29 protein-coding genes and 1 riboswitch are annotated in these 26,284 nt (G+C 65.0%); of the genes, 14 read left to right on the top strand and 15 right to left on the bottom strand.

What is annotated here, in order from left to right; all coding sequences use genetic code 11:
- Positions 1-565: 565 nt before the first annotated feature.
- Positions 566-2,161, bottom strand: coding sequence for a peptide chain release factor 3 (locus tag FNJ84_RS06360; protein WP_143792169.1), 1,596 nt, complete (start codon positions 2,159-2,161; stop codon positions 566-568).
- A 112-nt stretch (positions 2,162-2,273) separates the two neighbouring features.
- Positions 2,274-3,026 (bottom strand): NAD kinase, encoded by a 753-nt coding sequence (locus FNJ84_RS06355; RefSeq protein ID WP_143792168.1) that lies wholly within the window; start codon positions 3,024-3,026, stop codon positions 2,274-2,276.
- A 138-nt stretch (positions 3,027-3,164) separates the two neighbouring features.
- On the opposite strand from FNJ84_RS06355, the gene FNJ84_RS06350 reads away from it, so the two are divergent.
- The 3 genes from FNJ84_RS06350 (at position 3,165) to FNJ84_RS06340 (ending at position 6,693) form a co-directional block, all read left to right on the top strand.
- On the top strand, positions 3,165-4,334 hold the full coding sequence (locus tag FNJ84_RS06350) for a chloride channel protein (RefSeq protein ID WP_143792167.1): 1,170 nt from the start codon (positions 3,165-3,167) through the stop codon (positions 4,332-4,334).
- 128 nt (positions 4,335-4,462) lie between these two features.
- Entirely contained in the window at positions 4,463-5,752 is a 1,290-nt protein-coding gene (glyA, locus tag FNJ84_RS06345) for a serine hydroxymethyltransferase (protein ID WP_143792166.1), read from the top strand.
- Complete coding sequence (locus tag FNJ84_RS06340) at positions 5,749-6,693, top strand: DUF817 domain-containing protein (protein ID WP_363323843.1); 945 nt, start codon at positions 5,749-5,751, stop codon at positions 6,691-6,693. Before glyA ends, FNJ84_RS06340 begins: the two co-directional genes overlap by 4 nt.
- Here the strand turns inward: FNJ84_RS06340 and FNJ84_RS06335 are convergent.
- Positions 6,584-6,979 carry a hypothetical protein gene (locus FNJ84_RS06335; protein WP_143792165.1) on the bottom strand — a complete coding sequence of 132 codons (396 nt, stop codon included), beginning with the start codon at positions 6,977-6,979 and terminating at the stop codon, positions 6,584-6,586. The genes FNJ84_RS06340 and FNJ84_RS06335 overlap by 110 nt on opposite strands.
- 88 nt (positions 6,980-7,067) lie before the next feature.
- Between FNJ84_RS06335 and FNJ84_RS06330 the strand changes: the two genes are divergently transcribed.
- A complete protein-coding gene (locus tag FNJ84_RS06330; RefSeq protein WP_143792164.1) occupies positions 7,068-7,850 on the top strand; it encodes an alpha/beta fold hydrolase in 783 nt (260 codons plus the stop codon).
- Between the two features lie 18 nt (positions 7,851-7,868).
- The gene (locus FNJ84_RS06325; RefSeq protein WP_143792163.1) at positions 7,869-8,639 is read left to right on the top strand and encodes an alpha/beta fold hydrolase; all 771 of its coding nucleotides are present in this window, start codon (positions 7,869-7,871) and stop codon (positions 8,637-8,639) included.
- On the opposite strand, the gene FNJ84_RS06320 is transcribed toward FNJ84_RS06325, so the two are convergent.
- Positions 8,636-8,935 carry a hypothetical protein gene (locus tag FNJ84_RS06320; protein ID WP_143792162.1) on the bottom strand — a complete coding sequence of 100 codons (300 nt, stop codon included), beginning with the start codon at positions 8,933-8,935 and terminating at the stop codon, positions 8,636-8,638. The genes FNJ84_RS06325 and FNJ84_RS06320 overlap by 4 nt on opposite strands.
- 103 nt (positions 8,936-9,038) lie before the next feature.
- On the opposite strand from FNJ84_RS06320, the gene FNJ84_RS06315 reads away from it, so the two are divergent.
- Complete coding sequence (locus tag FNJ84_RS06315; protein ID WP_143792161.1) at positions 9,039-9,518, top strand: transposase; 480 nt, start codon at positions 9,039-9,041, stop codon at positions 9,516-9,518.
- 107 nt (positions 9,519-9,625) lie between these two features.
- Here FNJ84_RS06315 and lepA read toward each other — a convergent pair whose 3' ends face one another.
- Positions 9,626-11,425 carry a translation elongation factor 4 gene (gene lepA, locus FNJ84_RS06310; RefSeq protein ID WP_143792160.1) on the bottom strand — a complete coding sequence of 600 codons (1,800 nt, stop codon included), beginning with the start codon at positions 11,423-11,425 and terminating at the stop codon, positions 9,626-9,628.
- An 88-nt stretch (positions 11,426-11,513) separates the two neighbouring features.
- On the opposite strand from lepA, the gene FNJ84_RS06305 reads away from it, so the two are divergent.
- On the top strand, positions 11,514-11,933 hold the full coding sequence (locus FNJ84_RS06305; protein ID WP_143792159.1) for a hypothetical protein: 420 nt from the start codon (positions 11,514-11,516) through the stop codon (positions 11,931-11,933).
- 8 nt (positions 11,934-11,941) lie between these two features.
- Here FNJ84_RS06305 and FNJ84_RS06300 read toward each other — a convergent pair whose 3' ends face one another.
- Together FNJ84_RS06300 and FNJ84_RS06295 are read right to left on the bottom strand one after the other, a co-directional pair.
- Complete coding sequence (locus FNJ84_RS06300) at positions 11,942-12,856, bottom strand: DMT family transporter (RefSeq protein ID WP_143792158.1); 915 nt, start codon at positions 12,854-12,856, stop codon at positions 11,942-11,944.
- Positions 12,853-13,539 carry an HAD family hydrolase gene (locus tag FNJ84_RS06295; protein WP_143792239.1) on the bottom strand — a complete coding sequence of 229 codons (687 nt, stop codon included), beginning with the start codon at positions 13,537-13,539 and terminating at the stop codon, positions 12,853-12,855. Before FNJ84_RS06295 ends, FNJ84_RS06300 begins: the two co-directional genes overlap by 4 nt.
- A gap of 50 nt (positions 13,540-13,589) precedes the next feature.
- Between FNJ84_RS06295 and FNJ84_RS06290 the strand changes: the two genes are divergently transcribed.
- The 7 genes from FNJ84_RS06290 to FNJ84_RS06260 all read left to right on the top strand — a co-directional run bounded on the left by FNJ84_RS06290 (position 13,590) and on the right by FNJ84_RS06260 (position 19,708).
- Complete coding sequence (locus FNJ84_RS06290) at positions 13,590-13,775, top strand: heavy-metal-associated domain-containing protein (RefSeq protein ID WP_143792157.1); 186 nt, start codon at positions 13,590-13,592, stop codon at positions 13,773-13,775.
- Positions 13,776-13,936: 161 nt separating this feature from the next.
- Positions 13,937-14,239 carry a hypothetical protein gene (locus FNJ84_RS06285; RefSeq protein ID WP_143792156.1) on the top strand — a complete coding sequence of 101 codons (303 nt, stop codon included), beginning with the start codon at positions 13,937-13,939 and terminating at the stop codon, positions 14,237-14,239.
- 7 nt (positions 14,240-14,246) lie between these two features.
- Entirely contained in the window at positions 14,247-14,930 is a 684-nt protein-coding gene (locus tag FNJ84_RS06280; RefSeq protein ID WP_143792155.1) for an NAD-dependent deacylase, read from the top strand.
- 91 nt (positions 14,931-15,021) lie between these two features.
- Positions 15,022-15,214, top strand: a riboswitch (cobalamin riboswitch).
- A 121-nt stretch (positions 15,215-15,335) separates the two neighbouring features.
- Complete coding sequence (locus FNJ84_RS06275) at positions 15,336-17,204, top strand: TonB-dependent siderophore receptor (RefSeq protein ID WP_143792154.1); 1,869 nt, start codon at positions 15,336-15,338, stop codon at positions 17,202-17,204.
- Positions 17,191-17,988, top strand: a complete 798-nt coding sequence (locus tag FNJ84_RS06270) for an ABC transporter substrate-binding protein (RefSeq protein ID WP_363323841.1) — start codon at positions 17,191-17,193, stop codon at positions 17,986-17,988. Before FNJ84_RS06275 ends, FNJ84_RS06270 begins: the two co-directional genes overlap by 14 nt.
- Positions 17,985-18,974, top strand: coding sequence for an iron ABC transporter permease (locus FNJ84_RS06265; protein ID WP_143792152.1), 990 nt, complete (start codon positions 17,985-17,987; stop codon positions 18,972-18,974). Before FNJ84_RS06270 ends, FNJ84_RS06265 begins: the two co-directional genes overlap by 4 nt.
- Positions 18,971-19,708 carry an ABC transporter ATP-binding protein gene (locus FNJ84_RS06260; RefSeq protein WP_143792151.1) on the top strand — a complete coding sequence of 246 codons (738 nt, stop codon included), beginning with the start codon at positions 18,971-18,973 and terminating at the stop codon, positions 19,706-19,708. The genes FNJ84_RS06265 and FNJ84_RS06260 overlap by 4 nt, the downstream gene beginning before the upstream one ends.
- Before the next feature lie 13 nt (positions 19,709-19,721).
- Here the strand turns inward: FNJ84_RS06260 and FNJ84_RS06255 are convergent, their stop codons facing one another.
- From FNJ84_RS06255 to sdhC, 8 genes are all read right to left on the bottom strand, one after another.
- Positions 19,722-21,029 (bottom strand): GH1 family beta-glucosidase, encoded by a 1,308-nt coding sequence (locus tag FNJ84_RS06255; protein ID WP_143792150.1) that lies wholly within the window; start codon positions 21,027-21,029, stop codon positions 19,722-19,724.
- A gap of 224 nt (positions 21,030-21,253) precedes the next feature.
- Positions 21,254-22,033, bottom strand: a complete 780-nt coding sequence (locus FNJ84_RS06250; protein ID WP_143792149.1) for a succinate dehydrogenase iron-sulfur subunit — start codon at positions 22,031-22,033, stop codon at positions 21,254-21,256.
- A gap of 13 nt (positions 22,034-22,046) precedes the next feature.
- Positions 22,047-22,916 carry a hypothetical protein gene (locus tag FNJ84_RS06245; protein WP_143792148.1) on the bottom strand — a complete coding sequence of 290 codons (870 nt, stop codon included), beginning with the start codon at positions 22,914-22,916 and terminating at the stop codon, positions 22,047-22,049.
- A 2-nt stretch (positions 22,917-22,918) separates the two neighbouring features.
- Positions 22,919-23,248 (bottom strand): hypothetical protein, encoded by a 330-nt coding sequence (locus FNJ84_RS06240; RefSeq protein ID WP_143792147.1) that lies wholly within the window; start codon positions 23,246-23,248, stop codon positions 22,919-22,921.
- Between the two features lie 14 nt (positions 23,249-23,262).
- A complete protein-coding gene (locus FNJ84_RS06235) occupies positions 23,263-23,649 on the bottom strand; it encodes a hypothetical protein (protein ID WP_143792146.1) in 387 nt (128 codons plus the stop codon).
- A complete protein-coding gene (gene sdhA, locus FNJ84_RS06230; RefSeq protein ID WP_143792145.1) occupies positions 23,649-25,451 on the bottom strand; it encodes a succinate dehydrogenase flavoprotein subunit in 1,803 nt (600 codons plus the stop codon). Before sdhA ends, FNJ84_RS06235 begins: the two co-directional genes overlap by 1 nt.
- A gap of 7 nt (positions 25,452-25,458) precedes the next feature.
- Positions 25,459-25,836: a succinate dehydrogenase, hydrophobic membrane anchor protein gene (gene sdhD / locus FNJ84_RS06225; RefSeq protein WP_143792144.1), complete on the bottom strand. Its 378-nt coding sequence runs from the start codon at positions 25,834-25,836 to the stop codon at positions 25,459-25,461.
- Between the two features lie 12 nt (positions 25,837-25,848).
- Positions 25,849-26,238, bottom strand: a complete 390-nt coding sequence (gene sdhC, locus FNJ84_RS06220; protein WP_143792143.1) for a succinate dehydrogenase, cytochrome b556 subunit — start codon at positions 26,236-26,238, stop codon at positions 25,849-25,851.
- Positions 26,239-26,284 lie beyond the last annotated feature (46 nt).

Below are 26,284 nucleotides of genomic sequence, written 5' to 3'. Positions count from 1 at the left end.
GGATCACCGGCGTCAGCCCATTGGCGAACATCCTGACCAGCGCAGCCGGGGTCGGCACGGTGACCGGCCCTGTCGGGCGCGGCTGTTGCGGACCATATCCATCGGGCCCGCAAGGCAGGACCCTGTCCCCAAGAATCAGCATCGCCGCGCCGTCATGCTGTATGAAGCAACCGTCAGGCAGGCTGTCGGCCCCTGCGACAGCGTTCGCCGTTCAGGTGGCGATCAACCTGCTCTGGGTTCGTCGTGCCGTGCAGATGGTGATACAGGTCCATGAACTGCCGGTATCTTTCGAGCCGGCAGGTGTGGCAGGGACGATGCCCTGCCGCGAAAGAGACCGCCTCGTCATAAAAGAACAGTTCGGTATAGCAGCCCGGCGCGATCAGCGACCCCCGACCGCGAACGTCCGTTAAAGCTGAGCGCGCAGCTGACCCAATGGTGATGCGCCCATTTCCGGCCGGTCAACTGACCGGTTTCGTCATGCAGGATGCCGCGATTTCCCATCAGCATACCCCGGCCGCGCAAGGGGCCAAACTTACCATCAGGACCGACGCCGTGCGCGGCTTGCTCACACCATCATTTCCTTCGTCGCCGTCAGCTTCAGGTCGGGATAGTCTCGGATCACCCGGTCGATATCCCATTGCAGCCGCGTCAGATAGACCGGATCGCCGTCATGATCGGTCGCCATATGCTGCTTGTTCAGATTGGCAAAGGCATCCAGCTTGTCCTGCGGCCCGCTGACCCAACGGGCGCTGGTGAATTGCGAGGATTCGAACCGCACCGGGATGCCGTATTCGATCTCGATCCGGCTGGCCAGAACCTCGAATTGCAGGGCGCCGACGACGCCGACGATAAAGCCCGAGCCGATCATCGGCTTGAACACCTTGGCCGCGCCTTCCTCGGCGAATTGCATCAGCGCCTTTTCCAGATGCTTGGCCTTCATCGGATCGCCCGAGCGGACCGTTTGCAGCAGTTCCGGCGCGAAGCTGGGAATGCCGGTGAAGCGCAGCCCCTCGCCCTCGGTCAGCGCGTCGCCGATGCGCAGCTGGCCGTGGTTGGGGATGCCGATGATGTCGCCGGCCCAGGCCTCATCCGCCAGTTCGCGGTCGGCGGCGAGGAACAGGACCGGGTTGGTCACGGCCATCGGTTTCTTCGAACGCACATGGGTCAGCTTCATGCCGCGTTCGAAATGGCCGCTGGCCAGCCGCACGAAAGCCACGCGGTCGCGGTGCTTGGGGTCCATGTTCGCCTGCACCTTGAAGACAAAGCCGGTGACAGGGGTTTCATCGGCGCTGATCTGACGCTCGGCGGCCTTTTGCGGCTGCGGGGTCGGGCCGTAATTGCGGATGCCGTTCATCAATTCCCTGACGCCGAAACTGTTGATGGCGCTGCCGAACCAGATTGGCGTCAGATGGCCTTCCAAAAAGGCCTGCCGATCAAAGGCGGGCAGCAATTCGCGCGCCATTTCGATTTCCTCGCGCAGCTTGGCCAATTGTTCCGCCGGGATGTGGTCGGCCAGCTTGGGATCGTCCAGCCCGGTGATCTGGACCGTTTCCGCCACCTTGTTGCGGTCGGCGCGGTCCATGATCTCCAGCCGGTCATTCAACAGATCATAGGCGCCGATAAAGTCGCGACCCATGCCGATGGGCCAGCTGGCGGGTGACACGTCGATGGCCAGATTTTCCTGAATCTCGTCGATGATCTCGAACGTGTCGCGGCTTTCGCGGTCCATCTTGTTGCAGAAGGTCAGGATCGGCAGGTCGCGCAACCGGCAGACCTCGAACAGCTTGCGGGTCTGGGATTCGACGCCCTTCGCCCCGTCGATCACCATGATCGCCGCGTCCACCGCCGTCAGCGTGCGATAGGTATCTTCGGAAAAATCGCTGTGGCCCGGCGTGTCGACCAGGTTGAATCGGTGCCCGTCATATTCGAAGGACATGGCCGAGGCGGAAACCGAAATGCCCCGGTCCTGTTCCATCTTCATGAAGTCCGAACGCGTGCGCCGCGCCTCGCCCTTGGCGCGGACCTGACCGGCCATCTGGATCGCGCCGCCGAACAGCAGGAACTTTTCGGTCAGCGTCGTCTTGCCGGCGTCGGGATGCGCGATGATCGCAAAGGTCCGGCGGCGGGCGATTTCGGGCGGGAGGTCGGGGCGGTTTTCCATGCCGCGCCATGTAGCCTGCGCGCGTGCTTTCTGCAATGAGGCAGCGTTGCGGCGGGGGCGCTTCGCCCCCCGCACCCCCTGAGGATATTTGGATCAAAGCGAGGGCCGGCGGTCAGACGAATTGTTCGCGTGTCAGGCGTTCTTCCAGCCCATGTCCGGGGTCGAACAGGATGCGGTGTTCGATGGCGGGTTCTGATCTGATCTCGACCCAGTGAACGGAATCGACGCCGCGGCTGTCGGCATCGGCCATGACCGGGCGTTTGTCTGGTTCCAGCACATCAAACCGGACAGTGCCCGATTTCGGCAGGATGGCGCCCCGCCAGCGGCGCGGTCGGAAGGCCGCGATCGCCGTCAGCGCCAGCACGTCCGAGCCCATCGGCAGGATCGGGCCGTGGGCCGAGTAGTTATAGGCGGTGGATCCGGCGGGCGTGCACAGCAGCGCGCCATCGCAGACCAGTTCCTCCATCCGCACGCGGCCATTCACGCTGATGCGCAGCTTGGCGGCCTGGGGGCCGGCGCGCAGCAGACTGACCTCGTTTATGGCAAGGGCGCGATGTTCGTGGCCATCGGCCGCGCCCGCAACCATGGCCAGCGGGTTGGTTACGGTCAGTTCGGCCTCGGCGATGCGGTCGGGCAGGTCATCTTCGGCATAGTCATTCATCAGAAAGCCGATGGTGCCCCGGTTCATGCCATAGACCGGCAGGCCGGTATTCTGGTGCAGCGTCGTCAGCATCAGGCCGTCGCCGCCAAGCGCCACGATCACATCTGCCTCGGCCACCGGCGACTGGCCATAGCGTGCGATCAGCCCCGCCTGCGCCTGCTGCGCGACCGGCGTATCGCTTGCCACGAACCTGAGTTTGCGCATTGTTTCACGCCCCTTGCCGAACGATGCCAGCTTTTCGCCTGCCGCACCGGAAGGCAAGCCCTGATGCCCCTGCGGGGATGTCAACTGCCCGAGATCTTTGCCATAGTTGCCGCATAACCCATTGCAACGAGTGTCCCGATGCCAAGACCGATTCTGACCTCACTTCTGTTCGGGCTGGCAGCCGGTATGGTTACCGCCGTCACGCTGTGGCTGATGCATCTGCTGGAACAGCTGTTGTGGCAGGGCGAGGCATCGGCGCTGCGGGTCGCTGTCACAATCATGGCAGGGGCCGTGCTGATCGCCGCCATGCGCATCCGGTTGCCGCATGAGACGCTGGAATCGCAGCTGGATGACAGCCGTGACGGCAGAAAGACCGGAATGGCCAAGGCCGGCATGCTGGCCGCGCTTGGGATCGTATCGGTCGGATTCGGCGGCGCAATCGGTCCCGAGGCCGGCATTCTGGCCGTCGTGGCCGAGTTGTCGGCGCTGATCTCGGCCCGGATTGCCCGCGATGTCCAAGAGGCGCGGCTGATCGGGCAGATCGGCGCGGCCGGGGCCCTGGGGGGGCTGTATGGCTCGCCGCCCGGCGGGGCCAGCTATGCCAATGACAAACCTGATGCGCCCTGGCCGCTGCTGGTGCTGGCTGCGCTTGCGGGTCTGGGGGGCATGATGCTGGCCGGGCTGGTGCTGCCCGAGGGGCCGGGGCTGCGGGTGGCCTTGCCGCCCGCACCACGGTTCGAGGCGATGCACATGATCCCCGCCATTCTGGCCGGGCTGGCGGGGTCGCTGGCGGGGACCGTCTTTGTGTTGGGCGCGGCCGGATTTGCGCGCTTGATGGCCGCCTTGTCGCGCGATGTCCGGGTGCAGGTGCTGGTGGGCAGTGCGATCTTTGCCCTGCTGGCCGCGATTTTCCCTGATCTGCGCTTCAACGGTCAGCACGAGATGGCGAATCTGGCCGAGGCCGGCGTGACGCTTGGGGTTGCCTATCTGGCCGGGCTGGCGGTGCTGAAGGCGCTGGCGCTGGCGCTGTGCCTGTCGGCGCATTGGCTGGGCGGGCCGATCATGCCGCTGGCGCTGGCGGGCTCGGCCGCGGGAATCGCGCTGGCAGCCGTCGTGCCGGGCGTGGATGTGGGCGTGGCCGCCGCCGCCGGAATGGCCGCCTGCTGCACCGTCGGGATGAACCGGCCTGCGGTGGTGCTGCTTGTCCTGATCTTCATGGCCTCGGGGACGGCGCTGATGCCCATCCTTGTGGGGGTCATGGCCGGCTGGCTGATAGCCCAGACCCTGCCGTCAGAGCGTGTTCATTGACGTGGCGACCCTTTGCGCGCCGCCTTGCGCGCCGCTTGCCGCCCGTGAATGTCGGATTCGCTGTTTATGCCGCCCCGCTCGTCGGTTAAAGAGACGCCGACTGCACCAGCCCCTTGCGGAGACAGCCCATGACAAACCCGACCCATGACTTCTTCACCGCCGCCCTTGCCAACAGCGATCCCGCCGTCGCCAAGGCCATCGGACAAGAGCTGGGTCGCCAGCGCGACGAGATCGAGCTGATCGCCTCTGAAAACATCGTCAGCCGCGCCGTTCTGGAAGCGCAGGGCAGCGTGCTGACGAACAAATATGCCGAAGGCTATCCCGGCAAGCGCTATTACGGCGGCTGCCAGTTCGTTGACATCGTCGAGGACCTGGCCATTGACCGCGCCAAGCAGTTGTTCGGCTGTGAATTTGCAAACGTCCAGCCAAACAGCGGCAGCCAGATGAACCAGGCGGTGTTCCTGGCGCTGCTGCAACCGGGCGATACCTTCATGGGGCTCGACCTGAACTCGGGCGGTCACCTGACCCATGGCTCGCCGGTCAACATGTCGGGCAAGTGGTTCAACGTCGTCAGCTATGGCGTGCGCCAGCAGGACCAGCTGCTGGATATGGAGGCGATCGCGGAGTCGGCGCGCGCCAACAAGCCCAAGCTGATTGTTGCCGGCGGCACCGCGTACAGCCGGGTCTGGGACTGGGCAGCCTTCCGGGCCATCGCAGACGAGGTCGGCGCCTATCTGATGGTCGACATGGCCCATATCGCCGGTCTGGTCGCGGGTGGCCAGCACCCCTCGCCCCTGCCCCACGCCCATGTCGTGACCACCACCACGCATAAATCGCTGCGCGGCCCGCGCGGCGGCATGGTGCTGACCAACGATGCCGATATCGCCAAGAAGATCAACAGCGCCGTGTTCCCCGGCCTTCAGGGCGGCCCGCTGATGCATGTGATCGCCGCCAAGGCCGTGGCCTTTGGCGAGGCGCTGCGCCCCGATTTCAAGGATTACGCCGCGCAGGTCGTCAAGAACGCCCGCGCCATGGCGGATGAGCTGATGAAGGGCGGCATCGACATCGTCTCGGGCGGCACCGACAACCACCTGATGCTGGCCGACCTGCGCCCGAAAGGCGTCACCGGCAAGGCGACCGAGGCCGCACTGGGCCGTGCGCATATCACCTGCAACAAGAACGGCGTGCCCTTTGACCCCGAAAAACCCTTCGTCACCTCGGGCATCCGCCTTGGCACGCCCGCCGGCACGACCCGCGGCTTCCGCGAGGAAGAATTCCGCCAGATCGCCCGCTGGATCGTCGAGGTCGTCGACGGGCTGGCCGCCAATGGCGATGGCGGCAATGCCGAGGTCGAGGAAAAGGTAAAGGCCGAGGTCGCGGCCCTTTGTGCGCGCTTTCCTCTGTATGAGGGCATGTGACGACACCGACCGATCAGCAACCCGGCGGGGGCGCAACCCGCCGGCTTGAACGACGGCTTGGCGATTGGGCGCGTGCCCGGTTGCCGGCCGGCCTTGTCGATCTGGCCATGTTCACGCTGAAGATGGGCTGGGCGGCGCTGTTCGGCGGGCTGTTGCTGATCGCGATTCTTGGAACCAAGGCGATCTGGCAGCCGGATTGGGCGCTGCAACGCTATGACGCGCTGTTTCTGCTGGCCGTCACCATTCAGGCACTGTTCCTGATCTTTCGGCTGGAAAGCTGGGCCGAAGCGCGGGTGATCCTGCTGTTTCACCTGACCGGCACCGCGATGGAGCTGTTCAAGACCTATGCCGGCAGCTGGACCTATCCCGAGCCGGCGCTGTTCCGGCTGATGGGCGTGCCTCTGTTCTCGGGCTTCATGTATGCCAGCGTTGGCTCGTTCATGGCCCGCGCGATCCGCATCTTCGACATGCGTTTCACCCCCTATCCGCCATTCTGGATGACGGTGCTGCTGGCGGTGGCGATCTATGTCAACTTTTTCGCGCATCACTATCTGCCCGATATTCGCTGGCTGCTGTTTGCCGGGACGCTGGCGATCTATGGGCGCACCTGGGTCTGGTTCCGTATCAGCCGCTGGTATCGGATGCCGCTGGTCCTGGCTGCCTTTCTGTCCAGCCTGTTTCTGTGGATCGCCGAGAATGTCGGCACCCGCACCGGCACCTGGCTTTATGCCGGCCAGCACGAGTTGCAGATGGTCAGCTTTGCCAAGGTGGGCTCGTGGTATCTGCTGCTTTACGTCAGCTTTGTCACGGTGACGCTGGCTGCGCGGGCCGTCATAGATGACCGCGGCGCACCATCACCCAGATCACCACAGCCGCCAGAACCAGCAGCCCGAATGCAACCGAGGCCGCAAAGTTCACCGCCCGGTTCTGCCAGCGGCTGACCCCGCCAAGCGGGCGCAGATGGGCTGTCAGCGCGCGATGGGCATAGGACGGCGCCGACATGTCCATCTGACGCGCCACGCGGGGCTGCGACAGGCGCTGATCCGCCTCGGCCAGCACCCGCGCCTGCCCCCGCAGCCGCCGCGGCAAGGCGCCGCCCCGGCGGCGTATCATGTCGGTCAGGCTGGGAAATTCGCCCCGCCGCGCGCCGCCAAAGCGTTCCGCCATCAGCCGTGCCACTTCGTCGGCCATGTCGCGAATGTCATCGGGTGTCTGTGCCTGTGTCATGGCCGCCAGCATAAAGGCTGCCACGGCGCTGCGCCAGCTTGAAGCCCGATGAAAAACATGATCCGCTGGCCAGGGCAATGAGGTGCCGATGACCATGACAGAAGGCTGGATCAAGACCCCGCGCGGCAACCTGTTCCTGCGCGAATGGGCCGGTGATCCCGATATGCCTGACATGCCGCTGATCCTGATGCACGATTCGCTTGGGTCGGTCGATCTGTGGCGCGATTTTCCCGTGGCCCTGGCGAAGGCAACAGGGCGTCGGGTCATCGCCTATGACCGGTTGGGTTTTGGCCGCTCGGATCCCCATCCGGGGCGGCTGGACCCATTAAGCTTTATCACCAGCGAGGCCAGGGGCGATTTCATGCATCTGCTGGACGGGCTGGGGATCGGCGACTTCGCGGTGCTGGGCCACAGTGTCGGTGGCGGGATGGGGCTTGGCATCGCCGCCGCACTGCCCGATCGCTGCCGGGCGCTGGTGACGATCGCGGCGCAGACCTTTGCCGAGCCGCTGACGCTGTCGGGTATCCGCGACGCACGCCGCGATTTCATGCGGCCCGGTGGGCTTGACGGGTTGGCGCGCTATCACGGCGTAAAGGCGGATTGGGTGCTGTCGGCATGGACCGAAACCTGGCTGGCGCCAGAATTCGCCACCTGGTCGCTGGATGAAACGCTGACGCGGCTGCGCTGTCCGGTTCTGGTCATCCATGGCGATGCCGATGGCTATGGCAGCCCCGCGCATCCCGAACGCATCGTCGCCCTTGCCAATGGCCCCGTGACATTGCGGCTTTTGCCAGGTGAGGGTCATTTCCCCCATCGCAGCGATCCCGCCGGCACCCTGGCCGCGATCGCGGCATTCCTGTTGACGACATGAACGGATGAAAGGCATCAGATGCTGAACACGATCACCACCGGCGAGGGTCCGGGCACGCCAGTCCTGCTGGTTCATGGCCTTTTCGGACAAGGTCGCAATCTGGGTGGCATTGCCCGCAGGCTGGCCCAGGGCCGCGCCGTCATCAGCGTCGACATGCGCAATCATGGCGAAAGCTTTCACGACGACGATCACAGCTATCCCGCGCTGGTCACCGATCTGGCCGAGGTGATAATGGCCCATGGAGGCCGAATGGACGTGGTCGGGCATTCGATGGGCGGCAAGGCCTCGATGCTGCTGGCGCTGTCCCGTCCCGAACTGGTCGAACGGTTGGTGATCATGGACATCGCCCCGGTGTCCTATAGCCACAGCCAGTCAGGCTATATCGACACGATGGAGGCGCTGGATCTGGACGGGCTGGATCGCCGGTCCGAGGCTGACAAACGCCTGTCCGAGATCCTGCACGCCCCCAGCCTGCGGGCATTTTTCCTGCAATCGCTGGATCTTAAATCGCAGCCTCCCCGCTGGACCCTGAACCTGCGCGTGCTGCGCGACCAGATGGATCGGCTGGTCGGCTGGCCGGCAGAACTGGCCACCCCCGGCACATTTGCCGGGCCGGCCCTGTTCCTTGCAGGTGCCGATTCGGATTATGTCGATGCGGCGGGCGAGGCCGAAATCCGGCGCCTGTTCCCGCAGGCACAGCTTCAGCGGGTCGAGGGCGCAGGTCACTGGCTGCATGCCGACAAACCAGAGGCCACGGCCGAGGCCGTTGCGGCCTTCCTGGCGCGTTAACAATCCAGATCAAATGTGGCCTCGCCGGTATCGCCGGGAATACGGGTGCGCATCGAATTGGGGATCACCCGGCATCCCGTCACCTGCGCGGCAGCCCGTTCCATCAAGGCCGGAACAGGCCCGCGCTGCGCCCGCGTCAGATAGCCCATGCGCAAGACCTCTGCCTGGTCATCCTTGTGGAACACGACGAAACGGATGCCATCCAGCGTCACCTCGCCCTTGGTGGCACCCATCATCGAGTAATGCGGGGATTCGCAGGCGGCCAGAAACAGAAGAAGGGGAATCAGATATCGCATGACCCGGTGATAGCGCAGCCGGGTTAACGGGCGGTAAACAGGTGGCGAATTTACCAGCCGGCGGTGCCAATGATTTCTTAACCGCCTTGCGGGATAATGGCCCATGTCGCGCTATTTTCGCCCGCGCCTACCCGGCGTCCCGATCTTCTTCACCGTCGCATCGGCACGACGGGGTGACAGGCTGCTGGTTGACGAGATCGACCGGCTGCGCCAAGCGGTGCAGGTGACGCGGGCCAAAAGGGCCTTTGCGACAGAGGCCTGGGTGGTGCTGCCGGATCATCTGCATTGCATCTGGCGGCTGCCCGAGGGCGATACGGATTATTCGGTCCGGTGGCGGTTGATCAAATCCCGCTTTTCAAGAGGCTTGCCGGTGGGGCGTTTGCGCGACAGCCACGTCTTGCGGCAAGAGCGCGGCATCTGGCAGCGGCGGTTTTGGGAGCATCACATCCGCGACGAGGCGGATCTTGCGGCACACCTGCGCTACTGTTGGTGGAACCCGGTGAAGCACGGGTTCGTCACACGGCCCGAGGATTGGCCGTATTCGTCGTTTCATCGCGACAAGGCCGCCGGGTGGGTGGCGTAGGGTGCGTGTTTACACGCACCGCTTGGCGGGTGGCGTTGTTGAATGGTGCGTGCAAGCACGCACCCTACGGCTGACCGGGGCCGGATTCGTCAGGCGAAAACGCCGCCTCAACTGTCCATCTTCAACGCCTGAATAAACGCGGTCTGCGGGATCTCCACCTTCCCGAACTGGCGCATCTTCTTCTTGCCGGCCTTCTGTTTCTCCAACAGCTTCTTCTTCCGCGTCGCATCCCCGCCATAGCACTTGGCCGTCACGTCCTTGCGCATCGCCGACAGCGTTTCCCGCGCTATGACACGGGACCCAATCGCCGCCTGGATCGGGATCTTGAACATGTGCCGGGGGATCAGTTCCTTCAGCTTTTCCACCATCACCCGGCCGCGCGATTCAGCCCGGTCGCGGTGGACCATGATCGACAGCGCATCCACCGGCTCGTCATTCACAAGGATCGACATCTTGACCAGATGATCCTCGCGATATTCCGACAGTTGATAGTCGAAGGACGCATAGCCCTTGGTCACCGATTTCAGCCGGTCGTAGAAATCGAACACCACCTCGGCCAGCGGCAGGTCATAGACGACCATGGCGCGCGAGCCGGCATAGGTCAGGTCCAGCTGGATGCCGCGGCGGTCCTGGCACAGTTTCAGCACGTCGCCCAGATATTCGTCGGGGACCATGATCGTGGCCTTGATGCGCGGCTCTTCGATATGGTCCACATGGGTCAGGTCGGGCATATCGGCGGGGTTGTGCAGGTCGCGGACCTCGCCATCGCGCATATGCAGCTTGAAAACCACAGACGGCGCCGTCGTGATCAGGTCCAGATCGTATTCGCGTTCCAGCCGGTCGCGGACGACCTCAAGGTGCAGCAGGCCCAGAAAACCGCAGCGGAAACCAAAGCCAAGCGCGGCCGAGGTCTCCATCTCGTAGGAAAAGCTGGCATCGTTCAGGGCCAGTTTCTCTATGGCGTCGCGCAGGGCCTCGAAGTCATTGGCGTCGACCGGGAACAGGCCGCAGAAAACGACCGGTTGCGCAGGTTTGAAACCGGGCAGCGGTTTGTCGGCGCCCTTTCTCTCATGGGTGATGGTATCGCCCACGCGAGTGTCGCGGACCTGCTTGATGGATGCGGTCAAGACGCCGATCTCGCCCGGCCCCAACTCGGCGATGTCCTGCATCTGCGGGCGCAGCACGGCCAGCTTGTCGATGCCATAGATCGCCCCGGTCTGCATCATCTTGATGCGGTCGCCCTTGCGGATGACGCCGTCCATCACCCGGATCATCACGACAACGCCCAGATAGGCGTCATACCAGCTGTCGACCAGCATCGCCTTTAACGGCGCGTCGCGGTCGCCCTTGGGGGCGGGCAGACGGGTGACAATGGCCTCCAGCACGTCGGGGATACCAAGGCCTGTCTTTGCCGAAATCGGGATCGCATCGCTGGCGTCTATGCCGATCACGTCTTCAATGTTTTCCTTGACGCGCTCAGGCTCGGCGGCCGGCAGGTCGATCTTGTTCAGGACCGGCACGATCTCGTGGTTGGCGTCAATGGCCTGATAGACATTGGCCAATGTCTGCGCCTCGACCCCCTGGCTGGCATCCACCACCAGCAGGCTGCCTTCGACGGCGCGCATGGACCGGCTGACCTCATAGGCGAAGTCGACATGGCCCGGCGTGTCGATCAGGTTCAGTACATATTTGCGGCCATCCTTGGCGGGATACTCGATCCGCACGGTGTTGGCCTTGATGGTGATGCCGCGTTCCCGCTCGATATCCATGCTGTCCAGAAGCTGGGCCTTCATGTCGCGTTCAGCGACCGTCCCCGTCATCTGGATCAGCCGGTCGGCCAGCGTGGATTTGCCGTGGTCGATATGCGCCACGATGGAGAAATTGCGGATGAGATCAAGATCGGTCATGGGGCCGCATATATCCGGGCTGCGGGGGCTGCGGAAGGGGGTATCGGCGGCGCTGGACAGGTCGCGCGCTTGGGCGCAGGATAAGGGGATGGATCGGGTCATCGGATCGGGAATGATGCTGCCGGCGCTATGCGTGGGCATTGTCGCGGCGGCACCGGCCGCAGCACAGGATCCGTTCGGGCCGCTGGCACCGTTTCGGCCGGGCGTGGCGCAGGCCAGCCGGGCCGCAACATGTGCCACCTTGCCCGACTGGGTCGCCTTCGCGCCCAAGGGCAGCGAGCCTGTCAGCCTGACCATACGCGGCCGGATCAGCGTGATCGAAAGCGGCAGCGCCCCGGCCCAACTGGTCCTGTGCGAGCCGGGCGATGTGCAAGTCACCTGCATCGCAACAGCGATCGGCGACCGAAAGCCCGGTGATGGCGTGGTGCTGACCGGACTTTATCGTCGCGAGGGCGCGAGGCAGGTGGTGCTGAGCCGGTGCATCGCGACGGACCCGACCCCACCCTGAGGGCCAGCCTAGGGCTGGGGTCCCCGCTGCAACCCAATGCCCGAGGTCCGGGCGTTTCTGCGCCCCAGACGCGCCTCGCGCCACATGGCATAGGCGCCCGCCACCGCGATCAACCCTGCCCCGGCCAGCGTCCAGCCATCGGGACGCTCGCCCAGCACCACCGCCGCGATCAGCAGCGCAAAGACCAGCCGCGCATAGCGAAACGGCGCAATGACCGAGGCCTGCCCCGCGCGCGTCGCCGCCACCATGGCCGCATAGCCGGCCCCGCCGATCAGCGCCGCGCAAACCAGTTGCGCCAATTGCCCGCCTTCGGGGATCAGAACCGGCTGCCCGCCCATCAGTGTCAGCACCACACCGCCGGGCACGAACATCGCATAGGCCGCCGCCGACAGCTGATCCGAGGGCACATGTGCCGGCACCAGCCGCGTCACCAGATCGCGCAATGTCAGCCCCGCCACACCGATCAGCGCCAGCAGCGAGGCCGGCTGGAACGCATCGCTTCCCGGCCGCAGGATCATCAGCACCCCCGCAAACCCCAGCAGCACTGACAGCCAGCGACGCCAGCCCACCTGCTCGCCCAGAAACAGCGCGCCGCCCAGCACCAGCGCCAGCGGCAGCGCCTGCAAAATCGCCGAGGTCGAGGACAGGTCCGTCAGCGCCAATGCCGCTACAAAACCGAAACCGCCGATCAGCTCGCCCAAAGTTCGCAAGATGACGGGGAGCAGCAACAGGTCGCGGGTCCAGAACCGCCGCCCGCGCCGTCGCAGCAGCAGGCTGAACAACAGCCAGCCCAGCAATCCGAACATGGCCAGCAGTTGCGGCACGGGCAGATGCCCCGATAGCAGCTTGAGAAACAGATCCTCGATCGCGAACAGCGCCATGCCCAACACCATCAGCATCGCGGCCCGCATATTCGCGTTCATCGGGACAGCCTTTCGATCAGAGCCGGCAAATCGGCGATCCGGTCCAGCCGGTGAAAGCGCGGATGGTCGGGATCGGGCGCCTGTTCATGCGCCCAGGTCAGCGGATGGTCGATCAGCACCGCATGGCCGCCAGCCGCCAGCACCGGCAGAATATCGGAGTTCATCGAGTTTCCGGCCATCACGAACCCGTCCGGGTCGATGCCGTGGCGGGCAAAGATCGCCCCATAGGCCTGCGGCGTCTTGTGCTGGACGATCTCGATGGCGTCGAATCGCTCGGCCAGCCCGGACAGCGCGATCTTGCGTTCCTGATCCAGCACGTCGCCCTTGGTGATCAGGATGCGCCGCCGGTCCGACAGGGCCTCGACCGCCCCGGCTGCGCCATCCAGCAGGTGCACAGGATGGGCCAGCATGTCCTGCCCCATCTCTAGAATGCGGGCCACCGCCTCGCCCGGCAGGCGGCGATCGGTCAGTTCCAGCGCTGTCTGAACCATGGACAGCATGAACCCCTTGATCCCATAGCCATAGCGGTCAAGATTACGCCGTTCGGTGTCGAACAGATGTGCGGCGATCCGGTCTGGCGTGGCATGGCCGGCTAGCAATTCGGCAAAGCCAGCCTGGGTCGTGCGGAAAAACGTCTCGTTTTCCCACAGCGTATCGTCCGCATCGAAACCGATCCACTCCATGCCGCCCCGTGTGACGGCACGGGACGGCGCGGTCAAGCGAAGGAATGCAAATGGAATACAAGGTCCCCGACATGAGCTGCGGCCATTGCAAGGCCAGCATCGAGGAAGCGATCTCGACCGCCGGCGGCACCGCAAAGGTCGATCTGGAAAATCGCCGGGTCAGCATCGACGGGCTGGACCCAGCCAGGGCCGAGGCCGCGATTCGCGAGGCGGGTTTTTCACCCGAACCCGCCTGATCCCCAGATATTGCGTCCGCAGCACCACCTTTGCGCGTATCTGCCCCGCCGAGTTTATTGAGCAGCGGTAACTCTTTTGCTATATCCTTGGGGTATAAGGCCGTGAACAGACGGGTGACGAAACCCGCATGGCCAGCCCGAGGAACCGAGGAGACAGTCCCATGCTCAACCGCATCATCATCGCGGCGGCAGCCGTTGTGCTGACCACTCCGCTGGCTTTGGCCGGCCCCATCGACAATGCCTGCGTCCGATCAGACCGCGCCCGCGGCAACGGTGCGCTTTGCGGCTGCATCCAGCAGGTCGCCAACCAGACGCTGTCGCGTTCGGACCAGCGCCGTGCCGCCGATTTCTTCAGCGACCCGCACAAGGCGCAAGAGGCGCGGACATCCAAGCGTGACGCCGACAACGCCTTCTGGGCGCGCTACAAGCGATTTGCCGGCGCGGCCGAGGCCTATTGCCGCTGATTTCGCCTTGCGCATCACCGTTCTGACGGGGGCCGGTATCTCGGCCGAAAGCGGGCTTGCCACATTTCGCGCCTCGGACGGGTTGTGGGAAAATCACCGGATCGAAGACGTGGCCACGCCCGAAGGCTTTGCCCGCGCGCCCGAACTGGTCCACCACTTCTACAACCAGCGGCGCGCAAGGCTGGCCGAGGTCGCACCAAACCCTGCCCATCACGCGCTGGCGCGGCTTGCTAGGATGCACGATCTGACGCTGGTGACGCAGAATGTCGATGACCTGCATGAACGCGGCGGCAGCGCCGAGGTGATCCACATGCATGGTGAACTGACCCGCGCGCTGTGCGCGGCCTGTGACCATCGCTGGCCCGCGCCCGCCGTGATGCGGCCCGACGATCCCTGCCCCGCCTGCGGCAAGCCGACCACCCGGCCCGATATCGTCTGGTTCGGCGAAATCCCCTATCACATGGACCGGATCTGGGACGCGCTGGACCATGCGGATCTGTTCGCGGCCATCGGCACTTCGGGCAATGTCTACCCGGCCGCCGGCTTTGCCCAGCACGCCGCCCGCCGTGGTATCGACTGTCCGGAACTGAACCTTGCCGACAGCGCCAATTCCCGCGACTTCACCCACCGCATCACCGGCCCCGCCAGCCAAACCGTGCCGCAATGGGTCGCCAGCCTGACCGCGACCTGAACTCGCCCCATCATCCGTGCATAAATATCCACTGCACGGCAGCCATCGGGCGTCCACAGCGATATTTCTTGCGCCACGGCCCGTGATCGGCTAACCGGGCCTCTGCCTCGGTTCCGGGCCACAGCCCGGTGAAAAGGGAACGCGGTGCAACCCCGCGACTGCCCCCGCAACTGTAAGCGGCGAGCGAGGCCGGATCACGCCACTATCCGCCCCGGCGGACGGGAAGGCCCGGCCAAGCAGCGACCCGCGAAGTCAGGAGACCTGCCTTGGCCATCACCCTGACCGCATGCGGGGCGCGTGCGTGAAACGGATCTTCCGTCGTGGTGGTTCGAACCGTCCGGCGGGCAACCCTGCCGGTCATGACAGATCCAGCCCGCGAACCGGGCAACCGGAAGGACCGACCCAATGAAGCATCGGCATCGTCTTGCTACCGGCACCGCTCTGGCCACCTGCCTGGCGGCCGGCGCCATCCAGGCGCAGGAAAGCGCCACCCCTGATCAGCCCTATGCCCTGCCGGCCATCACGCTGACCGCAAATGCCGAGGAAACCGAACTGTCGCGCAGCGGCAGCTCGGTCTCGGTGATCGAAGCTGCGACGCTGGCCGCGCCCGCGCGCCCGGTTTCCGCCGCCTTGCAGGATCTGCCCGGCGTCAGCCTGCGCCGGTCCGGCCCGCTTGGCACCACGGCGGCGATCTCGGTCAGGGGCACGCCCGAGGAATATGTGCCGGTGATCTTCGACGGTATCGACATCGGTGACCCGGCGGCGGGCCAGCCGGCCTTTGACTTCGGCGGCTTGACCGGCGGCGGCATCGGGCGGATCGAGGTGCTGCGCGGCACGCAATCGGCGCTGTACGGATCGCGCGCGATCGGCGGCGTCATCGACATTCAAAGCCTGCGCCCGACGCGGGACGGCCTGCATCACAGCTTTGCGCTGGAGGCCGGCAGCTATGACACCCTGGCGGCCAGCTATGGTGTCACCTATCGCGACGATGCGACCGATCTGGCCTTTTCCGCCAGCCGCATCAAAACCGACGGCTTTTCCGCCCGCGACGAGAATGACGGCAATTTCGAGGCCGACGGCCATGACGCGACCCGCCTCAGCTTCTATGCCGCGCACCGGCTGGATGCCCAGACCACCATCGGCCTGAACGGGTTCTGGGAAGACAGCACCAGCAATTTCGACGATTTCAGCGGTGATGTCGCCGGCACGCCGGGCAATGACAAGACCAGCCGCGAAGCCTTTGGCCTGCGGGCCTTTGCTGACTTTACCACTGGACCGGTGGATCACAGGATCGCGCTGACCCGCTATCGCACCGATCGGCTCAGCAGTCAGGATTTCGCGGCCCCCCTCTATCTGCCCAATGTCGTGGTCGATGATCCCTTTGTTGGCACCCGCACGAAACTGGCCTGGCAAGGCGCCACCGATCTTGGCGGCAATGGTTCAAGGCTGATCTTCGGCGCCGATACCGAAAAGGAAACGGCTCAGGGGCTGGGCGATGCCCGCCTGTCCGGGGCCTTCGCCGAGATCACAACGCCGCTTGGACCCGATGTCGACATCAGCGCCTCGATCCGCCGCGATGACCATTCCCGCGCGGGAGGTTTTACCTCGGGCCGGGTCTCGGCCGTCTGGCGGGTTCAGCCCGATCTGCTGATCCGCGCTGCCATCGGCAACGGTTTCCGCGCCCCCTCGCTGTATGAACTTTACGGCCCCTATGGCGATGCCTCGATCACGCGCGAGAAAAGCATGACCGCCGAACTGGGCATAGAAAAGCAATGGGGCGAGGACAGCTATCTGCGCGTCACTGCCTTCTGGCTGGACGCCGAGAACCTGATCGGTTTCGACACCAGCTCGACCTCCTGCGGTCAGCCCTTCGGTTGCTATAATCAGGTCGAAGGCCGGTCGCGCCGCGGCGGGGTCGAGCTGGATGGCCGCTTTGCCCTGTCGAACGGTCTGACGCTGTCGGGCGCCTATACCTATACCGACAACATTGATTCAACCGACTGGTCGGACGTATCCGAACATGTGCTGTCACTTGGCGCGGAAACCCGCCTTGCGACCGGCACCACAGCCGGCATCAGCCTGCATTACGAGGCGGACCGCCGCCTTGACCTGCCCAGCTTTACCACCGTCGATCTGGATCTCAGCCACCCGCTGACAGCCGAGACGACCGGCTATCTGCGGATCGAGAACCTGCTGGACCGCGAATATCAGCTGGTCCGGGGCTATGGCACATCGGACCGCGCCATCTATGTGGGCATCCGTGCCGATTTCTGATCTGATACGGGGGCTGGCCGTGGCGGTTGCCGCGACCCTGCCCGCCTTTGCCGAACCGCCGGGGCGGGTCGTGTCGATGAACCTGTGCACCGACCAGATCGCAATGCTGCTGGCCGCGCCGGGGCAGCTGATCTCGGTCAGCGATCTGGCCGCCGATCCGCGCATGTCGCCCATGGCCGATCAGGCAGCGGACTATGCATTGAATTACGGCCGAGCCGAGGAAATCTATCTGATGCGCCCCGATCTGGTGATCGCGGGCCAGTTCACATCCGGCCCCACTGTCGCCATGCTGCGACGCCTGGGCATCCGGGTCGAAGTGCTGCCGCCCGCCGATGATTTTCAGGCGATCAGGGACGAGATCACGCGGGTCGGTGATTGGTTGGGCCGCGCGCCACAGGCCGCCGATCTGATCGCACGCTTCGATCAGGGGCTGGCCGCACTGGCGGCGGAAGTCCCGCGCGGGCGGGCGGCGCTGTATTACGCCAATGGCTTCACCTCTGGCCCCGACACACTGGCCGGCGCCATCGTCGAGGCCGCCGGCTATGACAATATCGCCGAGGATTACGGCATCGCCAATACCACGGCGCTGCCCATGGAACTGCTGGTCATGGCCGGGCCCGATCGCCTGATCACCGGGGCCAAATGGCCCGGCCAATCCCGATCCGAGGCGATCCTGGATCATCCCGCGCTGGCCAGGACCGCCCCCGGCACGGCCCAGGTGACCGATCGCGATTGGGTTTGTGGCACGCCCTTCGTGTTGAACGCGATCGAGGCGCTGCAATGATCCGCCTGATGCTGGCCTTGTCCGCGCTGGTTGCGGTGTTGTTCCTTATCTCGCTGACGACCGGTCCGGCCGGCATCGGCGTGACCGAGGGGTTGCGCGCATTGCTGGTTGGGGACGAGGGACCGCTGCCCATAGTGATGCGCGAAATCCGCCTGCCGCGCGCGGTTCTGGGGCTTGTGGTCGGCGCGGCACTTGGCCTGTCGGGCGCTGCACTGCAAGGCTATCTGCGCAACCCCCTGGCCGAGCCGGGGTTGATCGGTGTCAGCGGCATGGCCGCCCTTGGCGCCGTCATCGCGATCCAGACCGGGCTGTCTGCGGCAGCGGCGCTTGGGCTGCCGCTGGCCGCCCTGACCGGGGCCGCGCTTGGGGTTGCCACGCTGATGCTGCTGGCTGGCCCGCGCGGCGGGTCGGTGACGCTGATCCTTGCGGGCATCGCCATTTCCGCGCTGGCCGGGGCTGGCACGCAGCTGGTGCTGAACCTGTCACCCAATCCCTATGCGGCCAACGAAATCGTGTTCTGGCTGATGGGGTCGCTGGCGGATCGCTCGATGTTGCATCTGTGGCTGGCGGTGCCGCCCATGGTGGTTGGCGCGCTGGTGCTGGCGCGGACCGCGCGTGGGCTGGACGCGCTGACCCTTGGCGAAAGCGCCGCCGCCGCCATGGGCGTGGCACCGGGGCGTCTGCGCTGGATGTTGGTCGCGGGTGTGGCATTGCTGATCGGGCCGGCCACAGCCGTGGCGGGGGCCATCGGCTTTGTCGGATTGGTGGTCCCGCATATCCTGCGCCCGCTGGTCGGGGCACAGCCCTCGCGCCTGTTGCCGGCCTCGGCGCTTGGCGGGGCGGCGATGGTGCTGGCGGCCGATATCGCAGTGCGACTGATCATGCCGGAACGCGACCTGAAGCTGGGGGTTCTGACGGCACTGGTGGGGGCGCCGCTGTTTCTGCACCTGATCTGGAAAACACGCGCGCGCGGAGGGCTGGGATGAGCCTGATGTCACTGCAAGGCCTGACCGTCACCCGCCGCAACCGGCCGGTTCTGCGTGGCATCTCGCTGCGGGTCGAGGCGGGCGAGTTTGTGGGCCTGCTGGGCCCGAACGGCGCGGGCAAATCAACGCTGCTAGAGGCCGCGCTTGGGCTGATCCCCTTTCAGGGTGCGTCCGATCTGGCCACCCTGCCCGCCCATGCCCGCGCCCAGCACGCCGCCTATCTGCCGCAATCGCGCGAAATCGCCTGGCCCGTCAGCGTCGAGAACCTGGTGGCGCTTGGCCGCATCCCCTGGCCCGGCGCATCGGGCGCGCAGGATCGCGCCGCAATCGACGCCGCCATCAGCCGCATCGGGCTTGACGCCTTCCGCCATCGCACCGCGACGCGACTGTCGGGCGGCGAACAGGCCCGCGCGCTGATCGCCCGCGCCCTGGCGCAGAACACCCCGCTGTTGCTGGCCGATGAACCAATCGCCGGGCTCGACCCCGCCCAGCAGCTTGCCTGCCTGCGCCTGTTCGCCACCCTGGCGGATGAGGGAAGCAGCATCCTCGCCTCGTTGCACGATCTTGGACTGGCCGCCCGGTTCTGCACCCGCCTGATCCTGCTGGCCAAGGGCGAGATCCTGGCGGACGGCCCGCCCGAGACCGTGCTGACCGACGAAAACCTGTCGCGGGTCTTCGGCATCGCCGCCCATCGCATCGACACGCCATACGGGCCGGCAATCCTGCCGCTATAGGGCCTTGCGCATCCTAGCCGCGCAGTGCCGCGCGCAGGGCGTGCCAGCTGGCCTTGGGCATCCGCCGCATGGTCTGGTAATCGACATGGATCAGCCCGAAACGCGGCCCATAGCCCAAGGACCATTCGTAATTGTCCAGAAGCGACCAATAGAAGAAACCCCGCAGGTCGACCCCTTCGGCGATGGCCTGCCGCGCCGCCTGCAAATGCCCCGCAAGATAGTCGATCCGGCCCTGATCCTCGGCCTCGTCAGCCAGCGCCAACCCGTTTTCCGTCACATATAGCGGCAGATCACCAGTGTGTTCCCGCTTCAAACGCAACAGGAACTCGGCCAGACCTTCGGGCCGGATCTCCCACCCGATCTGGGTTTTGGGCAACGGTCCCGGCACCTCGGCCGTCTGCGGCCAGGGGCCGGGATCAAAGGTATGAAGCTTGCGCGTATAGTAATTCACCCCCAGCCAGTCCAGCGGCTGCGCGATCATCGCCAGATCGTCCTGCCAGCGCGGCGGCAGATGCGGCTCCAACCCTTCCATCGCGAGGGCCGGATAGCCCTGGCCCATCGCCGCCTGAACGAACCAGCGGTTATAGATCGCATCCTGCCGTGCCGCGGCAGCCACGGATTCGGGCCTGTCATCGGCGGGATGGGCGGTCTCGAAATTCAGGACCAGCCCCAGATTGTCGCGCATCCCATCCGCCCGCAACGCGGCAACAGCGGTCCCATGCGCCAGCATCACGTGATGCATCGCATGGCCCGTGGCCCGGATATCGCAAAGGCCCGGCGCATGGATGCCAAGAAAATGCGACAGCCAGGAGATACACCATGGTTCGTTCAGCGTCGCCGCTGCCTCGATCCGGTCGCCGATCCGGCCATGAACAACCCGGCAGAAACCCGCGAAATGATCGACGATCTCGCGGTTTTGCCACCCACCTCGCATCGCCAGCGCCGACGGCATATCCCAGTGATAAAACGTCAGAAACGGCTTCAACCCGCGGCTCAACATTCCATCGACCAGCCGGTCATAGAAATCCAGCCCCTCGGGATTGACCGTCACCCCATCCGGCATCACCCGCGCCCATGATGTCGAGAACCGATAGGCATCCAGCCCGGCCCCCGCCAGCAGATCCAGATCCTCTTCCCACCTCAGGACGTGCTCGCAGGCCCGCGATCCATCCTGGGCGCCCGCCGTATTGCCCGGCGTCGCCGCAAAACTGTCCCAATGCGACACCCCGGCCCCGCCGAAACCTGCCCCCTCGATCTGATAGGCTGATGTCGCCGCCCCGAACAGAAAACCGGGCGGAAAGCTGGACCTTGCGGGGATCATGGCGCGGGCCCTTCCCTTACGTGGAAAACCGAAATGTGTTAGCGGAAACACACATCAGATCGCCCTGCCACGTCAACCATAATTCAACACCATGACGCAGCTGGTGGCCTTGTCATAAGACAGGCCCGAAACCGCCTTGCGCGATTCCGGGCCTGCTTTGGTCCTGAAATATCCTGCGGGGGGTCCGGGGGGCGCAAAGCCCCCCGGCCATCGCGGGACGCAAATCAGACGATGCGGTCAACCATCATATGCTTGATCTCGGCGATCGCCTTGGCGGGGTTCAACCCCTTGGGACAGGTATTGGTGCAGTTCATGATCGTGTGGCAGCGATACAGCTTGAACGGATCTTCCAGTGCATCCAGCCGCTCGCCCGTCGCCTCGTCGCGGCTGTCGATGATCCAGCGATAGGCCGCCAGCAACGCGGCCGGTCCCAGATAACGGTCGCCATTCCACCAATAGCTGGGGCAAGAGGTCGAGCAGGATGCACACAGGATGCATTCATAAAGCCCGTCCAGCTTCTTGCGATCCTCGATGGATTGCTTCCACTCGACACCCGGTTCGGGGGTCTTGGTGATCAGATAGGGGTTGATGCTGGCATGCTGGGCGTAGAAATGCGTCAGATCCGGCACCAGATCCTTGACCACCGGCATATGCGGCAGCGGATAGATGGCGACATCGCCCGCGACCTCGTCGATGCCATAGATGCAGGCCAGATGATTGCCGCCGCCGATATTCATCGCGCAGGATCCGCAGATCCCCTCGCGGCAGGACCGGCGGAAGGTCAGCGTCGGGTCGATCTCGTTCTTGATCTTGATCAGCGCGTCCAGAACCATCGGCCCGGTCTTGTCCAGATCCAGCGTATAGGTGTCCAGCCGCGGGTTTTCGCCGGTATCGGGATCCCACCGATAGATCTTGAACACCTTGGTGCGGGTCGCGCCCTGCGGTGCGGGCCAGGTCTTGCCGACCGTGATCTTGCTGTTCTTGGGAAGGGTGAACTGGACCATGGGTTGCCTCGTCTTACTGGGTGCCTTCGGGCCGTTGGCCGGGACGAAGATCCGCCCCGTGATCGGCGTTGAAAAGAGGTTGGGCGCGCGCGACCAGATCGGCCACCTTGGCGCGCGCCTGCGGGTTCAGAGCCAGATTGTTCAGGCGCCGCATGAATTCCGTCGCGCCCGCATTCAGGCGCTGCATCGAGGGGCTGGCCAAGGGGCGCAGCCCGGAAATCGCGGCATCATCCAGCCCCGCCAGCCGCAAAAGCTGGGTGCCGGGTCGCGCGAAATCACGTTCCTCGGTCAGGTCGAACAGATGCATCCGCCCCGGCGCCGCCGCCAGCAGCCGCGCGGCCAGATCGTCCCAATCGGGCAGATCCCGCATCTCGTCCAGAAACTCGGCATAGGTCCGGCCATAGCCATCGGTGCGCACCGCCTGCGCCCAGACACTGGCCCGCCAGGCCTGCATCGGCCGGGTATAGACCGCATAGACCGGCGGAACCGGCGCAAAGGCCCGGTCCAGCGCCGCGATGATCCGGGGCAGCATCGGGAACAGCCGTGTTTCGCCGCCATTGCCGGGCATCGCACCGGCCAGGTTTTCATGGCTGATCAGAACCGTCCGGCCATCCTGCGGCAATTCCTCGCGGATGGTGGCGATGGCCTCGTCCAGACGCGCCTCGCTGTCGCGGTCGGGATCCAGGCTGAAATTGATCGCCGCACGGCCAAGCGGACGCATCGGCGTTCCGGCCTGCGGGGTGCGGATGACCAGCCGATCCGCCAGCTGATCCGCATTGCGCGTCAGGAAATGATGCAACGAGGTGCTGCCGGTCTTTTGCACACCCAGATGGATGATCAGCCGCGGGCTGCCGGCGCTGTCTGCTGCTGCGACATCGGCCATGATCAGCCCCGCCAGGCCGGCTGGTCGTGCAGCGGAACCGAGGGCGGCTGCCCCGAGCGGCGCATCACGCAATTGGCAAAGACATCCGCCGGATCACGGCCCATCAGATAGTCGCCGCTGACCTCAAAAGACAGGCTGCCATAGGGCCTCACATCCCCGCCTCGGGTCGAGGCGACACCGATGCCAAGTTCGGTGCGCGGCGCACTGGCCATCTGCGCATCACGCAGACAGCTGCGCTCGGCCTGATCGACCGGCACCGGACCGCAGGCCGCCAGCATCGCCGCCATCAGCAACGACGAGGCAAAGGCAAGGCGGGTTCCGGTGCGGGTCATGGCAGTCACCCGTCTCAGGTGGTGCTTCGCGCCGAGGCGGCGGCACCGGCGATGCACTGGGTCGTGCCCGGACGCGAGACGATCGCAGCCACGCTGTCCGCCGCACCCGAGACACCGGCATTGGTCATCTGGGCGATGTCGATCAGCTCGGCCGTGGTGGCATTGTTGACCACGCAATCGGTGTAAGGCGCGGTATTGGCACCGGGCAGGCGCTTGGCCATCTCGGCATTGATGGCGGTGCGGGCCACCGCGCGCGAGGCCGCATCCAGCACCGTCGGCGCGGTCGGCGTGGTGGCGACGGGCCCGGTCGGCGCCTGGCCCGGCATCGGGGTGATAGGCACACAGGCCGTCACCGCAAGCGCAGCGACGGTCAGAATGATCGGAAAACGGAATTGACGCATCAGTAAACCCTTTTCTTCGGCGCGATCTTTTTCAGTTCGATCCCGCCATCCTCGGCCTTTGTGAGGGGGTCAAGATGAACCGGACGATAGGCGAGTTTAACCTTGTTTCCGTCAACCCATGCAAGCGAATGCTTGCGCCAGTTGGCGTCATCCCGCTCAGGCCAATCCTCGTGCGCATGGGCGCCGCGGCTTTCCTTGCGCGCCTCGGCGGCAACGATGGTGGCCATGGCATTGGCCATCAGGTTTTCCAGCTCCAGCGTTTCCATCAGGTCGCTGTTCCAGATCAGGCTGCGGTCGGTGACCTTCAGATCGCTCAGCTTCGAGGCGATCTTTTCCATCTTCTCGGCGCCCTCGGCCAGGGTCTTGTCGGTGCGGAACACCGCTGCATCGGCCTGCATCGTGCGCTGCATCTCGTCGCGCAGTTCTGCGGTCGGGGTGTTGCCATCGGCATTCCGCAAGCGATCGAACCGCGCCAGGATCGCATCCACCGCCGGCTGGTTCGTGGCCGGGACCGGCGCCTCGCGGTCGATGATCTCGCCCGCCTTGATCGCCGCGGCGCGGCCAAAGACAACCAGGTCGATCAGACTGTTAGAGCCAAGGCGGTTTGCCCCGTGAACCGATGCACAACCTGCCTCGCCCACAGCCATCAGGCCGGGGAAAACGTGGTCTGGATGGGCCTCGGTCGGGTTCAGCACCTCGCCCCAGTAATTCGTGGGAATGCCGCCCATATTATAATGCACGGTCGGCAGGATCGGGATCGGCTCGCGCGTGACATCGACGCCGGCGAAAATCTTGGCGCTTTCGCTGATCCCCGGCAGACGCTCATGCAGGCTTTCCGGCGGCAGGTGCATGAGGTTCAGGAACATATGGTCCTTCTTCTCGCCCACGCCGCGACCTTCGCGGATCTCGATGGTGATACAGCGGCTGACCACGTCGCGGGATGCCAGATCCTTATAGGTCGGGGCATAACGCTCCATGAAGCGTTCGCCTTCGCTATTGGTCAGATAGCCACCCTCGCCACGCGCGCCCTCGGTGATCAGGCAGCCCGAACCATAGATCCCGGTCGGGTGGAACTGAACGAACTCCATATCCTGCAAGGGCAGGCCGGCGCGGGCAACCATGCCACCGCCATCGCCGGTGCAGGTATGGGCGCTGGTGGCGCTGAAATAGGCGCGGCCGTAGCCACCCGTGGCCAGCACGACCATCTTGGCGTTGAAGACATGCATGGTGCCGTCATCCAGCTTCCATGCCACCACGCCGGTGCATTTGCCGTCAGTGATGATCAGGTCCAGCGCGAAATATTCGATGAAGAATTCGGCGTTTTCCTTCAGCGACTGGCCATAAAGCGTGTGCAGGATGGCGTGGCCGGTGCGGTCGGCGGCGGCGCAGGTGCGTTGAACCGGGGGGCCTTCGCCAAACTCGGTCGTGTGGCCGCCAAAGGGGCGCTGATAGATCTTGCCCTCTTCGGTGCGGCTGAAGGGCACGCCGTAATGTTCCAGCTCGTAAACGGCCTTCGGGGCCTCGCGCGCCAGATATTCCATGGCATCGGTGTCGCCCAGCCAATCGCTGCCCTTCACCGTGTCATACATGTGCCATTGCCAGTTGTCGGGCCCCATATTGCCAAGGCTGGCGGCAATGCCGCCTTGCGCCGCAACGGTATGGCTGCGGGTCGGGAACACCTTGGTCACACAGGCCGTGCGCAGCCCCTGTTCAGCCATGCCAAGCGTTGCCCGCAGGCCCGCGCCACCGGCACCGACGACGACCACATCATAGTCATGGGTTTCGATCTTGTAGTCAGCCATGGTGTCCTCAGCTCGTGAATGCCATTTTCGCCAGTGCGAAGACCGTGGCGGCGATGACGCCATAGCCGAAGATCACGGCAAAGATGATACCGACCTTGCGTTCGGTATGTTGCAGATAGTCGTCGATGATCATCTGCATTCCCTTGATGAAATGCAGCATGCCCACCACGATGAACAGGGCGGTGACAACAGCCGGATAGGGCCGCCCGAAATAGGCAAGAACGCCCTCGCGCGGCAGGCCGATCGCGCCGCCGATCACCATCAGGAAGGCCGGCGTCAGCACCGCCAGCGCGACGGCGCTGATGGTCATGCGCCAGTGATCGACGGTGCCCGTATGGCTGGCACCCAGCCCCTCGGCTTGCTTGCGCGCAGAAATGTAACGCATCGTCAGCCCCCTTCAGATAAAGAACAGGATCAGCGCCACCAGGGTCAGCACGACCGAGGCCGCGATGATCACCCAGCTTGACTTGCGCGCGGCTTCGATCTCGATCCCGATGCCTGCGTCATAGAACAAATGCCGGATCCCGGCCAAAGCGTGATAGATCAGCGCCCAGGTGGCCCCGGTCATCACCAGAAAACCGAACCAGCTGCGCAGAACGCCATCGGCCAGATCAAAGGCACCCGGCCCGCTGACAGCAGCAACCAGCCACCAGACCAGCATCAACAGCCCCGCCACCAAGGCCACGCTGGTCGCGCGTGACAGGATAGAGGTCACGGCCGCGACAGGCAGCCGGTAGACCTGCAAATGAGGGGAAAGCGGGCGATTGCCCCGGTTCACATCAGCCATGCGTGCGGCCCTCCTGTCTCGCGTCTGACGCAGGCCCGCGAGCGGT

Origin of the sequence: Paracoccus sp. M683, assembly GCF_007096355.1 — a bacterium.
GTDB lineage: Bacteria > Pseudomonadota > Alphaproteobacteria > Rhodobacterales > Rhodobacteraceae > Paracoccus.
Note: the sequence above shows the minus strand (reverse complement) of the source record. Positions and strands in the feature narration are given on the sequence as shown.

What these genes read in the sequence shown, in the direction of transcription:
- glyA (WP_143792166.1), top strand. Translation starts at nt 4,463, where the DNA reads ATGACAAACCCGACCCATGACTTCTTCACCGCCGCCCTTGCCAACAGC.
- FNJ84_RS06325 (WP_143792163.1), top strand. Translation starts at nt 7,869, where the DNA reads ATGCTGAACACGATCACCACCGGCGAGGGTCCGGGCACGCCAGTCCTG.
- FNJ84_RS06300 (WP_143792158.1), bottom strand. Translation starts at nt 12,856, where the DNA reads ATGAACGCGAATATGCGGGCCGCGATGCTGATGGTGTTGGGCATGGCG.
- FNJ84_RS06250 (WP_143792149.1), bottom strand. Translation starts at nt 22,033, where the DNA reads ATGGTCCAGTTCACCCTTCCCAAGAACAGCAAGATCACGGTCGGCAAG.
- FNJ84_RS06355 (WP_143792168.1), bottom strand. Translation starts at nt 3,026, where the DNA reads ATGCGCAAACTCAGGTTCGTGGCAAGCGATACGCCGGTCGCGCAGCAG.
- FNJ84_RS06240 (WP_143792147.1), bottom strand. Translation starts at nt 23,248, where the DNA reads ATGACCCGCACCGGAACCCGCCTTGCCTTTGCCTCGTCGTTGCTGATG.
- lepA (WP_143792160.1), bottom strand. Translation starts at nt 11,425, where the DNA reads ATGACCGATCTTGATCTCATCCGCAATTTCTCCATCGTGGCGCATATC.
- FNJ84_RS06285 (WP_143792156.1), top strand. Translation starts at nt 13,937, where the DNA reads ATGCTCAACCGCATCATCATCGCGGCGGCAGCCGTTGTGCTGACCACT.
- FNJ84_RS06350 (WP_143792167.1), top strand. Translation starts at nt 3,165, where the DNA reads ATGCCAAGACCGATTCTGACCTCACTTCTGTTCGGGCTGGCAGCCGGT.
- FNJ84_RS06315 (WP_143792161.1), top strand. Translation starts at nt 9,039, where the DNA reads ATGTCGCGCTATTTTCGCCCGCGCCTACCCGGCGTCCCGATCTTCTTC.
- sdhD (WP_143792144.1), bottom strand. Translation starts at nt 25,836, where the DNA reads ATGCGTTACATTTCTGCGCGCAAGCAAGCCGAGGGGCTGGGTGCCAGC.
- FNJ84_RS06290 (WP_143792157.1), top strand. Translation starts at nt 13,590, where the DNA reads ATGGAATACAAGGTCCCCGACATGAGCTGCGGCCATTGCAAGGCCAGC.
- sdhC (WP_143792143.1), bottom strand. Translation starts at nt 26,238, where the DNA reads ATGGCTGATGTGAACCGGGGCAATCGCCCGCTTTCCCCTCATTTGCAG.
- FNJ84_RS06245 (WP_143792148.1), bottom strand. Translation starts at nt 22,916, where the DNA reads ATGGCCGATGTCGCAGCAGCAGACAGCGCCGGCAGCCCGCGGCTGATC.
- sdhA (WP_143792145.1), bottom strand. Translation starts at nt 25,451, where the DNA reads ATGGCTGACTACAAGATCGAAACCCATGACTATGATGTGGTCGTCGTC.
- FNJ84_RS06295 (WP_143792239.1), bottom strand. Translation starts at nt 13,539, where the DNA reads ATGGAGTGGATCGGTTTCGATGCGGACGATACGCTGTGGGAAAACGAG.
- FNJ84_RS06335 (WP_143792165.1), bottom strand. Translation starts at nt 6,979, where the DNA reads ATGACACAGGCACAGACACCCGATGACATTCGCGACATGGCCGACGAA.
- FNJ84_RS06330 (WP_143792164.1), top strand. Translation starts at nt 7,068, where the DNA reads ATGACCATGACAGAAGGCTGGATCAAGACCCCGCGCGGCAACCTGTTC.
- FNJ84_RS06235 (WP_143792146.1), bottom strand. Translation starts at nt 23,649, where the DNA reads ATGCGTCAATTCCGTTTTCCGATCATTCTGACCGTCGCTGCGCTTGCG.
- FNJ84_RS06305 (WP_143792159.1), top strand. Translation starts at nt 11,514, where the DNA reads ATGGATCGGGTCATCGGATCGGGAATGATGCTGCCGGCGCTATGCGTG.
- FNJ84_RS06255 (WP_143792150.1), bottom strand. Translation starts at nt 21,029, where the DNA reads ATGATCCCCGCAAGGTCCAGCTTTCCGCCCGGTTTTCTGTTCGGGGCG.
- FNJ84_RS06265 (WP_143792152.1), top strand. Translation starts at nt 17,985, where the DNA reads ATGATCCGCCTGATGCTGGCCTTGTCCGCGCTGGTTGCGGTGTTGTTC.
- FNJ84_RS06320 (WP_143792162.1), bottom strand. Translation starts at nt 8,935, where the DNA reads ATGCGATATCTGATTCCCCTTCTTCTGTTTCTGGCCGCCTGCGAATCC.
- FNJ84_RS06260 (WP_143792151.1), top strand. Translation starts at nt 18,971, where the DNA reads ATGAGCCTGATGTCACTGCAAGGCCTGACCGTCACCCGCCGCAACCGG.
- FNJ84_RS06275 (WP_143792154.1), top strand. Translation starts at nt 15,336, where the DNA reads ATGAAGCATCGGCATCGTCTTGCTACCGGCACCGCTCTGGCCACCTGC.
- FNJ84_RS06360 (WP_143792169.1), bottom strand. Translation starts at nt 2,161, where the DNA reads ATGGAAAACCGCCCCGACCTCCCGCCCGAAATCGCCCGCCGCCGGACC.